The organism is Sinorhizobium kostiense (genome assembly GCF_017874595.1).
In the GTDB taxonomy this organism is placed as follows: Bacteria; Pseudomonadota; Alphaproteobacteria; order Rhizobiales; family Rhizobiaceae; genus Sinorhizobium; species Sinorhizobium kostiense.
On the sequence record NZ_JAGILA010000004.1, the window covers coordinates 110,409 to 122,934 of the forward strand.

General features: G+C 62.1%; 16 protein-coding genes. 7 read left to right on the forward strand and 9 right to left on the reverse strand.

Annotated elements, in window-relative coordinates:
• Position 1 precedes the first annotated feature (1 nt).
• The 3 genes from pgeF to lgt all read right to left on the reverse strand — a co-directional run bounded on the left by pgeF (position 2) and on the right by lgt (position 2,897).
• Entirely contained in the window at positions 2–796 is a 795-nt protein-coding gene (pgeF, locus tag J2Z31_RS15865) for a peptidoglycan editing factor PgeF (protein WP_209602538.1), read from the reverse strand.
• Positions 797–908: 112 nt separating this feature from the next.
• Positions 909–2,039, reverse strand: coding sequence for a class I SAM-dependent methyltransferase (locus tag J2Z31_RS15870; RefSeq protein ID WP_209602539.1), 1,131 nt, complete (start codon positions 2,037–2,039; stop codon positions 909–911).
• A 12-nt stretch (positions 2,040–2,051) separates the two neighbouring features.
• The gene (gene lgt / locus J2Z31_RS15875; protein ID WP_209602540.1) at positions 2,052–2,897 is read right to left on the reverse strand and encodes a prolipoprotein diacylglyceryl transferase; all 846 of its coding nucleotides are present in this window, start codon (positions 2,895–2,897) and stop codon (positions 2,052–2,054) included.
• A gap of 177 nt (positions 2,898–3,074) precedes the next feature.
• On the opposite strand from lgt, the gene J2Z31_RS15880 reads away from it, so the two are divergent.
• The 3 genes from J2Z31_RS15880 to proC all read left to right on the forward strand — a co-directional run bounded on the left by J2Z31_RS15880 (position 3,075) and on the right by proC (position 5,282).
• The gene (locus J2Z31_RS15880) at positions 3,075–3,362 is read left to right on the forward strand and encodes an accessory factor UbiK family protein (RefSeq protein WP_209602541.1); all 288 of its coding nucleotides are present in this window, start codon (positions 3,075–3,077) and stop codon (positions 3,360–3,362) included.
• Between the two features lie 596 nt (positions 3,363–3,958).
• Positions 3,959–4,459 carry a type III secretion system chaperone family protein gene (locus tag J2Z31_RS15885; protein ID WP_209602542.1) on the forward strand — a complete coding sequence of 167 codons (501 nt, stop codon included), beginning with the start codon at positions 3,959–3,961 and terminating at the stop codon, positions 4,457–4,459.
• A gap of 1 nt (position 4,460) precedes the next feature.
• A complete protein-coding gene (gene proC / locus J2Z31_RS15890) occupies positions 4,461–5,282 on the forward strand; it encodes a pyrroline-5-carboxylate reductase (protein ID WP_209602543.1) in 822 nt (273 codons plus the stop codon).
• Positions 5,283–5,358: 76 nt separating this feature from the next.
• Here the strand turns inward: proC and J2Z31_RS29645 are convergent, their stop codons facing one another.
• Positions 5,359–5,490, reverse strand: coding sequence for a hypothetical protein (locus J2Z31_RS29645; RefSeq protein WP_268828486.1), 132 nt, complete (start codon positions 5,488–5,490; stop codon positions 5,359–5,361).
• A gap of 111 nt (positions 5,491–5,601) precedes the next feature.
• Here J2Z31_RS29645 and J2Z31_RS15895 point away from each other — a divergent pair, with 111 nt between their 5' ends.
• Together J2Z31_RS15895 and J2Z31_RS15900 are read left to right on the forward strand one after the other, a co-directional pair.
• Positions 5,602–6,510 (forward strand): LysR family transcriptional regulator, encoded by a 909-nt coding sequence (locus tag J2Z31_RS15895; protein WP_209602544.1) that lies wholly within the window; start codon positions 5,602–5,604, stop codon positions 6,508–6,510.
• An 86-nt stretch (positions 6,511–6,596) separates the two neighbouring features.
• Entirely contained in the window at positions 6,597–6,938 is a 342-nt protein-coding gene (locus J2Z31_RS15900; RefSeq protein WP_209602545.1) for a tRNA-binding protein, read from the forward strand.
• A 120-nt stretch (positions 6,939–7,058) separates the two neighbouring features.
• Here J2Z31_RS15900 and J2Z31_RS15905 read toward each other — a convergent pair whose 3' ends face one another.
• The 4 genes from J2Z31_RS15905 to J2Z31_RS15920 all read right to left on the reverse strand — a co-directional run bounded on the left by J2Z31_RS15905 (position 7,059) and on the right by J2Z31_RS15920 (position 10,754).
• Positions 7,059–8,438 (reverse strand): ATP-binding protein, encoded by a 1,380-nt coding sequence (locus J2Z31_RS15905; RefSeq protein WP_209602546.1) that lies wholly within the window; start codon positions 8,436–8,438, stop codon positions 7,059–7,061.
• 55 nt (positions 8,439–8,493) lie between these two features.
• A complete protein-coding gene (locus tag J2Z31_RS15910) occupies positions 8,494–9,195 on the reverse strand; it encodes a response regulator (RefSeq protein WP_209602547.1) in 702 nt (233 codons plus the stop codon).
• Positions 9,196–9,403: 208 nt separating this feature from the next.
• Positions 9,404–9,880 (reverse strand): MarR family winged helix-turn-helix transcriptional regulator, encoded by a 477-nt coding sequence (locus J2Z31_RS15915; RefSeq protein WP_209602548.1) that lies wholly within the window; start codon positions 9,878–9,880, stop codon positions 9,404–9,406.
• Between the two features lie 250 nt (positions 9,881–10,130).
• Positions 10,131–10,754, reverse strand: a complete 624-nt coding sequence (locus tag J2Z31_RS15920; RefSeq protein ID WP_209602549.1) for a DUF1236 domain-containing protein — start codon at positions 10,752–10,754, stop codon at positions 10,131–10,133.
• Between the two features lie 181 nt (positions 10,755–10,935).
• On the opposite strand from J2Z31_RS15920, the gene J2Z31_RS15925 reads away from it, so the two are divergent.
• Positions 10,936–11,115, forward strand: coding sequence for a hypothetical protein (locus J2Z31_RS15925; protein ID WP_209603005.1), 180 nt, complete (start codon positions 10,936–10,938; stop codon positions 11,113–11,115).
• Positions 11,116–11,318: 203 nt separating this feature from the next.
• Positions 11,319–11,960 (forward strand): MBL fold metallo-hydrolase, encoded by a 642-nt coding sequence (locus J2Z31_RS15930; protein ID WP_209602961.1) that lies wholly within the window; start codon positions 11,319–11,321, stop codon positions 11,958–11,960.
• Between the two features lie 136 nt (positions 11,961–12,096).
• Here the strand turns inward: J2Z31_RS15930 and J2Z31_RS15935 are convergent, their stop codons facing one another.
• Positions 12,097–12,498: a BA14K family protein gene (locus J2Z31_RS15935; protein WP_209602550.1), complete on the reverse strand. Its 402-nt coding sequence runs from the start codon at positions 12,496–12,498 to the stop codon at positions 12,097–12,099.
• Positions 12,499–12,526: the final 28 nt, after the last annotated feature.

Consider the following 12,526-nt stretch of genomic DNA (forward strand, 5'->3'; position numbering starts at 1 on the left):
CTCAAACCTCCCGTAGACAAATCGCGGATATCTGCCGGCCGTAGTCCGGTTCGCGCCGGTGAGTCGTGCGGCGGTAGGAGAAGAAGCGATCCTCGTCGGCATAGGTGCAGATGTCGAGGTTCTCCGCCGTCACGCCGGCCTCCGTAAGTTTCCGGACCGTCAGCGCGGGCAGGTCGAACATGGCGTGGCCGTTGCGGCTGGACGGGCTGAAGAACGAACTATAGCCGGCATCGGCCGCGACGAAGCGCTCAACGAATTCGGGTCCGACCTCGTAATGCTGACGGCTGATCGATGGGCCGAGGCAGGCGACGATGCGCTCACGGCGCGCGCCGAGCGAAACCATGGCCTCGATGGTGCTTTCCAGTATGCCTGTCAGCGTTCCCTTCCAGCCCGCATGGGCCGCGCCGATGACACGGGCCTCCGGGTCGGCAAAAAGCACGGGGCCGCAATCGGCCGTAAGGACGCCAAGAACGATGCCGGGCGTCGCCGTCACCAGCGCGTCGGCCTCCGGGCGCGAACCGTCGTAGCTGCCGTCGACGATCAAGGCGTCCGGGGAATGGATCTGGTGAACGGTGGCGAGCCGGTGCGGCTCGGCATCGAACCAGCGCGCGATGCGGGCGCGATTTTCGCCGACACGCGCCCGGTCGTCATGGGAGCCGATACCGACATTGAGGCCGCGGTAGATGCCTTCCGAAACGCCCCCTTGGCGGGTGAAATAGCCATGCGTGATCGCGCGGCCCGCCCTGGCGCCGAGGAGTGGGCTCTGCACGGGGCAAAGCGAGGCATCGTCCTGCATTCGGTGTTCTCGCCCTTGTATTTTCAATAAGCTACTTTGGATTTGAGGGCGCGCTTCGGCCCGATGAAATGCGGCTGACGTGGGGGGATGTTGGCGCGGCATGCCGAGACTGTCAATTGCCGGCCGAAAGCGAAATGTGGCCGGCGCGCTTCCGCTGGAACGGCGCCAACGCCACTTCGGGGCTGCTGACGACCAGCACCTTGAACAGTTCGCCCATCTTGCCGGCACCGGTGCCGGCAAGGCGCTCGACATCGTCGCGAATGCTTTCCTGGGTTGTCGCGTTCTTGCCGCGTCCGAGAGCGGCGGCGCGCTCGAGAAGGCCGAGGCCGACGAGGAAATCGCCTTGGTGCGCAAGCCCGTTCACCTGTATGCCTTCCCCCCTGGCACGGTTCGCCAGTTGCTCGAAATCGACGTGGCTGGTGAGGTCCGCTTCGCCGGGATGGGCAAGCGGCGGATCGTAACGATGCTTGCGGACGGCTTGAAGGGTATCGCCGTAACCGGTCGCCAGATGCCCGTAGTCGATGATGATTGCCGTGCCGCCGCCGGTGCGAAGACGTTCGCAGAACGCGGCCATCACCGCGTCGCGGGCCGGAGCGATCTCGAAAATCGTGCCCTCGGCCACCGCTTGCGCCGGCGTCGGCAACAGCGCCGGGTCGATGCCGGCAGTTCCTGCGGCAAAGGTAAGTTCGTCCTCGGCATCAAGCCCGACCACGCGCTCGCGAAAGCCCAGGGCGGTCCGGACGAACTGGCGGATCGGGATCGCGTCGAAGAGCTCGTTGGCGGCGATGAGCAGGAGCCCGGCGGGCAAGCTGTCGAAACTTTCATGCCAGTGGATCTTGCCGTAATGAGCGGAGAGGGTCGCCGCCTGGACCTCGCGCAGTCGCTCGCTGGTTTCGACGAGATGAACGCTCGATCCCTCATAGAGTTCGGGCGCGAGGCGTTGGACCACACGCAGCATGTCCGACATCATGGTGCCGCGGCCCGGCCCGATCTCGGCAATGAGCGCGCCCTTGGGGGAACCGTGCTGTTGCCAGGCGTGAACGAGGAAGACGCCGATCATTTCCCCGAAGAGCTGGCTCACCTCCGGCGCGGTGGTGAAGTCTCCGGCAGCCCCGAAGGGCTCGCGGACACGGTAGTAGCCGTGCTCAGGATCGGCGAGACAGAGGGAGAAGTAGTCGGTGACACTGATCGGCCCGTTGGCCCTGATCAGGGCCTTGATCTTGTCCGCGAGAGAATTCGTCATGCATTCGTCCAATTATGCGGCGGCGACCGCCGCCCGGCGTGCCCGGACAATTGCCCATAGTCCGGCGATCGCCATCGGCACCGAAAGGAGCATGCCCATGGTTAGCCAGCCACCGAAAAGATAACCGATTTGCGGGTCCGGTTCGCGGAAGAACTCGACGAAGATGCGGCTCGCCGCATAGCCGCAGACGAAGATGCCGGTAACGAGGCCCGGGCTCTGGAGTGCTTTCCGGCGATAGACCAGGTAGGCGAGTACCGCCAGAAGCAGGATGCCCTCGAGGGCGGCCTCGTAGAGCTGGCTCGGGTGGCGCGCGAAGGGTCCTCCCGTCGGGAAGACGATCGCCCAGGGCATCGAGGACAGGCGGCCCCACAGCTCGCCATTGATGAAATTGGCGATTCGGCCGAAGAAAAGGCCGATCGGGACCACGGCGGCCACGATGTCGAGCAGGCTCCACACGGCAATCGCATGTCGGCGGGCGAAAATGACGATCGCGAGCGTGGTGCCGAGCAGCCCACCATGGAAGGACATGCCGCCGTTCCAGATTTCTACAGCCCGGATGGGATCCAGAAGGACCGCCTCGAAGTCGTAGAAGAGGATATAACCAATGCGTCCGCCAAGCACGATGCCGCCGGCCGCCCAGAGCAGGAAATCGTCGAGTTGCGTCGGGCTGAGAGCGGGGGTGCCGTTGCGCCAGAGCGCAGGGTTCTGAAGGATGCGCCTGGCGTAGAACCAACCGAGCAGGATGCCGGCGACATAGGCGAGGCCGTACCAACGCACGGCGAGAGGCCCGATGGTGAAGATTACGGGGTCGATTTCGGGGAACGGTAGGATTGCGAGGCGAGTCGCTAGAGTTTCCAAGGTCTTTTCTCGTGGCCGGACCGATCATTTTCGCGGAACATGGCGTTCGAATTCGATGGGGTCAAGTCACCACAGCTGCCATCGAGCCGTTGGCGCTTTTTTCCTTGCATCCTCTCTCCGACGATCCTACCTCAAATTCACACGGCTTCGAGCGGAGCCGAAAGGGAGATCAGAACGATGAGCACAGGCACCAACCGCATTCTCGATGATTTCGCCAAGCTGATGACGGATGCCGCAGGCGCGGCCCAGGGTGTCCGCCGCGAGTTCGAGGCGGCATTTCGTGCGCAGGCCGAAGGCTGGCTGAACTCGCTCGACGTCGTCAAACGCGAAGAGTTCGAAGCCGTGCGGGAGATGGCCGTAAGGGCACGCGACGAGAATGATGTGCTGCGAGCCCGCCTCGAAGCATTGGAAGCACGCCTTGCGGCGGCCGGTCCGCTGCCCGGCGGAGTGACGACGGGCAAGTAGCGGCTGCCTCTTCCGCGCGAGGTCGCCCGCGTCTTCAGCACGTGCTATCGGACGCGCTGTAGCTACTTGCTGTATCTGTTTGTCCTTAAATCGAGGTCAGGGAGACAGCAGAATCTCTCATCCCCAAAACTGAGATCGACACGTAAGGGCGCGGCTGCGCCCGAATTCGTGCTATCGGGCTCGAGACCAGTTCCGCCGCCGGGGCCGGTACGACTGCACTATTGGCTGGGAGTATTGCCTGACTGCCGGTCCACAATCGTCAGGGTTAACAAATCCTGAAAAGTTTTCCACCTGTGGACACTGCCAAAAAACCCTTATCGCAGAGTCGGTTAAGCACCCGTGCTGAATCAAAATCGCAACGGGAGGGCTGGCCTCGCCTCCAAATTTTCGGCTCGGGGGCTGGCAGGCCGACTCTGCCGTTATACACTGATTTTAAATGATGATTCGAAACGGGCGGCGCAAGCTTCGGGCAGGGTAATTCAGCCAGAATGGTCGCGGGTCCAGCAATCATAGTGTCCGTATTCGGTATTGGGTTTGCGGTGTTGCGTCCTGTGAACGTGGCTTTGCGCGCCGGTGCCGTGCCTTCAGGGTGATGCATGAGCCTTTTGGAAGTGGAAGTCGAGCGCCAATCCAATCCGGTCGATATGATCGAATTCGTTGCCGCCAACAATGACTGGTCCTTCGAGCGGTCCGGCGAAGACGAGATCGCCATGACCGTCGAGGGGCGTTGGGCGGACTATCATGTGTCCTTCTCCTGGATGGAGGAGTTCGAGGCTCTGCATCTTGCCTGCGCCTTCGACATCAAGGTTCCCGAAAGCCGCGTCAACGAGGTGATCCGTCTGCTCTCGCAGATCAATGGTCAGGTGCTGATGGGGCATTTCGACCTCTGGCGCCAAGAAGAGGTCATTATCTTCCGGCAATCTTTGCTGCTTGCCGGCGGTGCGGAGCCGACGAACCGGCAAGTCGAGGTCCTGCTGTCGAGCGCACTCGATGCCTGCGAATCCTATTACCAGGCGTTCCAGTTTGTCGTCTGGTCCGGCATGGACGCGCAGCGGGCTGTGGATACGGTGATGTTCGAAACCGTTGGAGAGGCCTAAGATGAGTGCAGCGCTTTCCGGCCCGATCGTCCTCGTCGGTGCCGGCAATATGGGTGGCGCGATGCTTGGGGGCTGGTTGAAGAGCGGTTTCAAAGGTGGCGACGTTCTCGTCGTCGATCCGGGACCGCCTCCCGCCATGGCCAAACTGATCGCTGACAACGGTGTGCGCCTTGCTACCTCCGTGCCCGAGGGCATCAAGGCGGATGTCCTGTTCCTCGCCGTGAAGCCGCAGATCATGGATGCGGCGCTGCCGCCCCTGACGGGCCTTGTCGGCCCACGGACGGTGATCGTTTCCGTCGCCGCCGGTAGGACGCTCGGCTTCATCGAGAGCTACCTCGGCGAGACGGCGATCGTGCGGGCTATGCCGAACACGCCCGCGCTCATCGGCCGTGGAGTGACGGGCGCATTTCCCAACGCGCGGGTCACCGAAGCACAGCGCGCACTCGTCCACGATCTGTTGAAGGTCAGCGGCCCGGTCGAGTGGGTTTCGAGCGAAGCGGACATCGATGCGGTGACCGCCCTATCCGGTAGCGGCCCGGCCTATGTCTTCTATCTCGTCGAGTGCATGGCGGAGGCCGGGCGCAAGCTTGGCCTGGAGGCGGACCTCGCCATGCGGCTTGCTCGGGAAACCGTCGCGGGGGCTGGTGAACTCCTGCATCAGTCCCCCGACGATGCCGCACGATTGCGGCAGAACGTGACCTCGCCCGGCGGCACTACGGCTGCCGCGCTCGCCGTGCTCATGGCGGAGAACGGCATGCAGCCGCTTTTTGACAAAGCCATCGCGGCCGCCCGCATGCGTGCCGAAGAACTGGCCGGCTCGTAGGAAGTCGCGACTTCAACCAAGCCGCTCAACTGACTACGATGCTCCGTTCTCTGGTGTCGCGCGAGAGTGCCTTATCCTATCCGAACAGAGGGCGGAGCACCGAGCGGATCGCAAGAACACAGATCTTGCCCATTGCCGCGCTGCGTTGCCGGCGCGCCAGAGCGTGAAGCTGCTGGCCGTCGAGGAATTCTCGCCTTTGTTCGTGCATCGACTTTCTCCGCCGATCTCAAGTTGAAGACACGAGAACGATAGGGGCAGTCGCTGCCGGCGATAATCCGTGCTAGCTTCACTTCATCTGTGACGATTTGGAATAGATGCAATGGACCGACAGGAGGCCATGGCGGTGTTTCTCGCCGTCGTCGAGGAGGGGGATTTTTCCGCAGCGGCGCGGCGTCTCAGGATGACGCCCTCGGCCGTAAGCAAGATTGTCGGCCGACTCGAAGCTCGGCTTGGCGTGAGGCTGCTGCAACGCTCGACCCGCAGCATCAGCCTCACGGCGGAGGGGCACGCTTTCGCGGAGTCGACCCGCCGCATCCTCAGCGACATGGAAGAGGCCGAACTTGCAATCCAGCCGGGTTCCGAGCCGCGCGGTCGCCTGCGTGTCAGCCTTCCAAGCGCCTTCGGTCACCGCCTCATCGTCCCGATGCTGCCGGCCTTCATCGGCCGGTATCCCGCAATAGAACTAGAGCTGGATTTCACCGACGCGATCGTCGATCTCGTCAATGGCGACGCTGACGTCGCCGTGCGCGTAGCGGCGCAAAGTGACTCCATGTTGATCACACGACGACTCGCGCCCAATCGGCGCATCATCTGCGCGGCGCCGGGGTATCTGGAGCGTTATGGTATTCCCCAGAACCCCGACGATCTTGAGAAACACGTCTGTCTCGGAATTACCTCCCGCGGTCGCCTCAACGTCTGGGAGTTCGAAGAAGGCGGCCTACGCCGGTCGATACGCATTCGAAGTTCCGTGGAGGCAAACAGCACTGAGGCCCTGCGCCGGCTCGCGCTTGCCGGCATGGGGGTCGTACGGCTATCGGAGATTCTCGTCAGCCCCGATATCAGCGCTGGCCGCCTGAAACCATTACTGATTGACAGCAACCACGCGGAGGCCGAGCCGATCAGCGTGGTCTACCCGCATCGCCGCTTCCTGTCGCCACGCGTGCGCGCCTTCGTCGATTTCCTCGTCGAGCAGTTTGCGCATCCGCCGTGGGAGACGCAACTTCAGTAATGGCTCCTTTGTTTCGCGCGTGCTTCCGAATTGCGCCGTATTCAGCTAACTCATGACGCGAACGAATTTGGAAGATAGGGACTGTAATGCCGGAACTCATTGACTTTTCCGATTTCGAACGCGTCGACATCCGCGTCGGCACAATCATCGAGGCCGAGGTCTTTCCCGAGGCGCGCAAGCCGGCCTACAAGCTGAAAATCGATTTCGGCCCGGAGATCGGTGTAAGGAAATCATCGGCCCAGATCACCGTGCACTACCAGCCCGGGGAACTCGTCGGCCGGCAGGTCCTCGGTGTCGTCAATTTCCCGCCGCGCCAGATCGGGCCGGTGCGCTCCGAAGTGCTGACCCTCGGTTTTGAGGATGACGCCGGTGCGATCGTGCTTGCCGCGACCGAAAGGCCGGTGCCGAACGGCAGCAAGCTGATGTGAACTGCATTCGGAACTCGTTGCCTTAGAACATTCTGTGACAAGCACAGGTTTGCGGTCGGAGACGTCGCCTGGGCAGCGCCGAGATCGACGCGCGCAGCGATCGAGGACGTCTTCGAAATGTCACGTCGGCACGCGTACCGTTGCCCGCAGACCACCGAGCGGGCTCTCCCCAAGCGTTACATTGCCACCATGACTTCGTGCGATGTCGCGAGCAATGGCGAGCCCGAGACCGGTGCCGGAGCTGTCGAGGTTACGGGCTTCGTCGAGACGGAAGAAAGGCTTGAACACATCTTCCCGCGCCGGCTCCGGGATGCCGGGACCGTCGTCGTCCACGGTGATGGTGAGCCATTTGGCGCCGTGGCGCGCCTCGACGCACACCGTGCCCGCATAGCGATAGGCGTTTGAAACGAGGTTGACGAGGAGCCGGGTGAAGGCGTTTGGACGAACCTGAACCTCGTCCTCTCCCACGATCGAGGTGGTGAGCGACTTGCCGAAAAGCTCGGCTTCCGCCGCAAAGCGGGCCATGAGGTCACTGAGCTTCAATTCGCCGACGTCTTCTTCCGCCTCGCCGCGGGCGAAGGCGAGATAGCCCTCCAGCATGTTCTGCATGTCCTCGACGTCCTGGTTCAGGCTTTCAAGATCCGGGTTGTCGCCGGCAAGGGCCAGTTGCAGCTTGAAGCGCGTCAGGATCGTTCGCAGGTCGTGGCTGACGCCGGTCAGCATCGCGGTGCGCTGCTCTATCTGGCGTTCGATACGTTCACGCATCAGGATGAAGGCGAGGCCGGCGCGCCGGATCTCTTCGGCGCCACGCGGAGCGAAATCATCGATCTTCTGCCCTTTGCCGAAGCTCTCGGCGGCGTGCGCCAATGCAAGAATCGGCCTGATCTGCCCGCGCAGGAAAAGAATGGCGATAGCCAGCAGCACCAGGGAGGCGCCGACCATCCACACGAGGAAGATATGGGTGTTCGACGCGTAGGCCTGGTTGCGCCGGGCATAGACCCGAAGAATGCGGTCGTCTTCGAGTTTGATGCGGATTTCGACGATTTTCGAATTGCCGACGGTGTCGATCCAGAAGGGGCGGCGGATCTGGTTCGATATTTCCTCGCTCAGAATGTGGTCGAGGATCTCGAAGAAAGGTTTCGGCCGCGGCGCCGGTAGTTCGCCGCCAGGCTCCACGCTGATGTTGAGATCGAGCTGTTCGCGGGCTATGCGGACGACCTGATCGATATCGCCCTCGCGCGGAAAGGTCGTGATCAGATCGACCACCGCGGCGATGTCGTTGGTTACCGCGGCCGAGAGGCGTTGGGTGACGAGCTGCCAGTGCCGCTCCATGAAGACGAACGCGACAACAGACTGCAGAAGGACCATCGGAATGACGACGATCAGCAGCGAGCGGGCGTAAAGCCCGATAGGCACGCGGCGGCGCAGCCATCGGGTCAGGCGCTTCAGGGCGCCGTCGGCGGGGCTCGATCTCTCTCGCCTGAGGCTGTCAGTTGCCATGACTCGCTTGCTTCGGTTTCCGGCACGTACCCTATGTTAGGGTCAGCGGCGGGGATTAGTCCACGCTCAATCTGTAGCCGATGCCGCGGACCGTCTGCAGCCAGACGGGATTGGAGGGATCGTCCTCGATCTTGCGCCTCAACCGGTTGATCTGCACGTCGATCGTCCGTTCGCCGACCTCCGCGTCGTCGCCGATGAGTTCGTGACGAGGTATGGTCTCTCCAGCGCGCTGCGAAAAGAGCGTCATTATTTCCTGCTCGCGATCGGTCAGCCGGATGTGCTCGGCACCACGGCGAAGCTCCTTGCGCACGACCGAAAAGGTGTACGGCCCAAAGATGACCTGATCGACCTTAGGCGCCTGGGCAGGTTGGTTGCGGCGCAGGATGTTGTTGATCCTGAGCACGAGTTCGCGCGGCTCAAATGGCTTCGGCAGGTAATCGTCTGCGCCTGCCTCGAGCCCTTCGATGCGCGAATTCGTCTCCGCGAGCGCCGTCAGCATGATGATCGGAACCGTCTTGAGCTCTCTCAGGCTCTGAGTCAGCGCGATGCCGCTTTCGCCCGGCATCATCACGTCGACGATCAGGAGATCGAAATCGAGGCCAACGAGTTTGCGCCGTGCCTCGGGTGCGTCGGCGGCCGTGGTAACCCGAAAGCCCTGTTCAACCAGATAGCGATTGAGCAGATCGCGAATGCGCCGGTCGTCGTCGACGATCAGAAGATGCGCCGCGTTATCGGAGACTTTCGCTTTTTCCTTCATCGCTATCCTCGCTTCAGGCGACATCGAATCGGCCGTTCTCCACCGCATCTCACCTCAAATCCGAGCGGATTTAAGGATAAAAGAGGCGGCGCGTAAACGTGCCGTGGGTCATTTCAGGCGCAAGGTCGCCGTAGCTCGTTGAATTTCTGCATGTGTGTGTCCTCGAAACGGCTCCGCCCGGAGACACGCAGTGGTGGGGGGTTTGGGGTTACCCCGTAGCGCTGTTTCTCATGTTCGTGAGAAAGCGTTTCACGACATTGCGCGCGCCAGGCCCTGTTTTGGCCAATGCATCGGCTATGCGGCGGGACTGTGGCTCGGCAAGCGCCCTTGCCAGGGCCTGGCCTTCCTTGGTGGTGTAGAGCATCCGCTGGCGCCTGTCTTCCGGCCCGGTCACCTGCCGGACATAGCCGGAATCGATCAGTTGCTTCAGGACACGGGCGAGACTCTGCTTGGTAATCTTCAGCGTGTCGAGGAGATCTGCGACGGTCATGCCCGGCTCGCGATTGACAAAGTGCACGACCCGGTGGTGCGCACGGCCGAACCCGCTCTTTTCGAGGATGGCATCCGGATCGCTGGTGAAGTCGCGATAGGCGAAGAACAGAAGCTCGATGATCTCGAAGTCGATCGGGTCCTCGTCCTTGCCCTCGGTCACGTACTGGCTGTTGTCCCTGGATTGGCCGGCCACGCAGTCATTCCCCTTCACGCAATTTGCTGTTCGTAGAACATCTAGAAAATTCTGTCAGCTTTATTGACTTAATTCTAGCGGGAGACAGCGTTCGCGCTGCAAATGCGGCGGCATCGCCGTGCGAAAAAGCGGCGTCCACGAAGTTGGCTATGTCAAACGAATGAGAATGGCAACGCGGCGGCTCGCATAAGGGCGCAACAGGCGGCACACCGGCCGCCTGTTCGTCGTGCACAGGTGATCGGATCTCGCGTCAACGATAGATGTAGACGATCCGGCGAGTCGACGGCTCGACCAGCACCGGCTGGTTGTTCACGACCACATATTCATATTCGTAATCCGGAATGGTGCGAACGGCGACACTGCGCGGCACAGTCGCGCCAAGGACGACCTCACCCTCGAGGAAAACCGGATCTACCGGATTTTCGGTGATAAAGGTCCTGACAGTCGGGGGCGGCGCGATGGGCTGGATCTCATCGACCGATCCTACCAGTTCCAGCGGTTCTGGGCCGACGGTGACCGTGCTTCCCGTGGCCTCGTAACTGACGACGGGAACGCCGAGCTCGGCGCGGCGCTCGGAGATCACTACGGTGGAGCCGCCGGCATCGGCTGCAAGATACTTCGCGTAAGCCCAGCCGCTTACCGTTCCGACATTGACGCGGCACCAGTTGCTGCCTTCCAGGCAGCCCTCGAGTGCGGCTGCGCTACCACGGGCGGCAACCCCGAGAACGGGATATTGCGGCCCCGGGCCGGCGCGCACGTTGAGGTCGGTCACCACAGTCGCGCTCGTGGCCGCATAAACAGCCGGGACACCTGCTGCGAGGATCAGGCCCGCTGTTGCTGCCACTCGAATCACATGCGGGAAGAGGTTGCTCATCTTTTTCTCCTCATTCTGATGAACGCAAAAACGCGCCCCGCTGCAGTGATGTTCCCCCCGTGACATCACGAAATGTGTGGTTGAGCCATATTGCAGCCCGAGGCGTGCAGCGATTCCCGCCGAGGACAGGAAATCATTGGCAAGATGTTGTTTTCGGCTGCGCCGTAGAGGGTCGGAGGAAATGGGTGACGAGATGCAGAAGAAACCTATGCGTGAAATCAGCGCTACAGAACGACAGCTGCGTCCGCTGGTGGTCGTCGTCTTTTCGGCCAAGCTGGCCGTCGCCGCGCTGTTACTCACGACGGTGCAACTCGCGCCGCCTGCGCCTGCGCCTGCGCCCGAAGTCGTGGCGCTTCGCTGACGAGCGATTCCTCGCTTTCGCTGTCATTCCGCTCATATATCGCTATAGGTGGCCCTGAGCGCGGTGCGCGACGGCTACTGATGTTCTCCTTAAATCGACCTCGATATAAGGACAGAGATTATGCGGTAGGTTCACAGCGGACCCTTGTGCGTCTAGTAGGACGCGGCGCCGTAACGAACGTTCACGAGCGAGGCATGGTCGGCATGTTACAGGCGGGCATTATCCCGGTTACCCATTTTCAGCAGAACTGCACGGTTCTGTTCGACAGCGAGACGAAGGAGGGCGTCATCGTCGACCCCGGTGGCGATGTCGACGTCATCCTGCAGACCATCCGGGAAAATGGCATTACCCTCAAGGCGATCTGGCTGACCCACGGCCATATCGATCATGCGGGCGGCGCGAAGGAATTGAAGGAAGCACTAGGGCTCGAAATCATCGGGCCGCATAAGGATGACCAGCCGCTGCTGGAGCGGTTGGAGGCACAGGCGGAGCGCTTCGGCCTCGCCATGAAGGTGGAGAACGTGCTGCCCGATCGTTGGCTGGAGGAGGGCGATACGGTTTCCTTCGGCACGTATGACTTCGAGGTGCTGCATTGTCCTGGCCATGCTCCCGGCCATGTCGTCTATTTCAATCGCGCGCAGAATTTCGCCCATGTCGGCGACGTGTTGTTCCATGGGTCAATCGGGCGCACCGATCTGCCGGGCGGCAATCACCAGCAACTGCTCGCTTCAATCCGCGACAAGATCCTGCCGCTCGGCGACGACGTCGGATTCATCTGCGGCCACGGTCCCGGCGGCAGGATCGGCGAGGAGCGCCGCAACAATCCGTTTCTGCGCGGACTTTAAAGAGCCGGCGGAGACCTCGACGCCTCTGCCCGAAAATCGGAACCGCTTGGCAAGCGCCATGCGTATAAGGCGCCTTGGCCATGGAAAAGCCGCGCCCCTCGGGGGAGGGCGCGGCTTGTCAGTCTGTCTGAAGCGCTTAGCCGGCGGTGCAGAAATGGCTGCGTCCGTCATAGCCGATGAAGGTGCCGCTGTCCGGGTCGAAAGAGCGATAGCGCTGCGAGCAGTAACGGTACCAAGCCGGAGTCCAGGGCTCGAGACCGTAGCTCTCGACCACAACGGGACGATAGACCGGGCGGGGGCGGTAGACCGGGCGCGGCTCGTAATATTCGGGTTCCGGATCGATATAGACCCGTTCGCTGTAACGCGGCTGCGAGGCGATCGCGCCGCCGAGGATCATGCCTGTGGCGAGGCCCACTGCGCCTGCTGCCAGTGCATCGCCGTGATGACGGCGGTGGTCTGCATGGGCAGAGCCGAAGGTCGGAAGGACCATGGCGGCCGCGGCAACAGAGAGAACGGCTGCTTTGAGGAGTTTGTTCATGGGCTGCTATCCTTGGGCATTTGCGCCG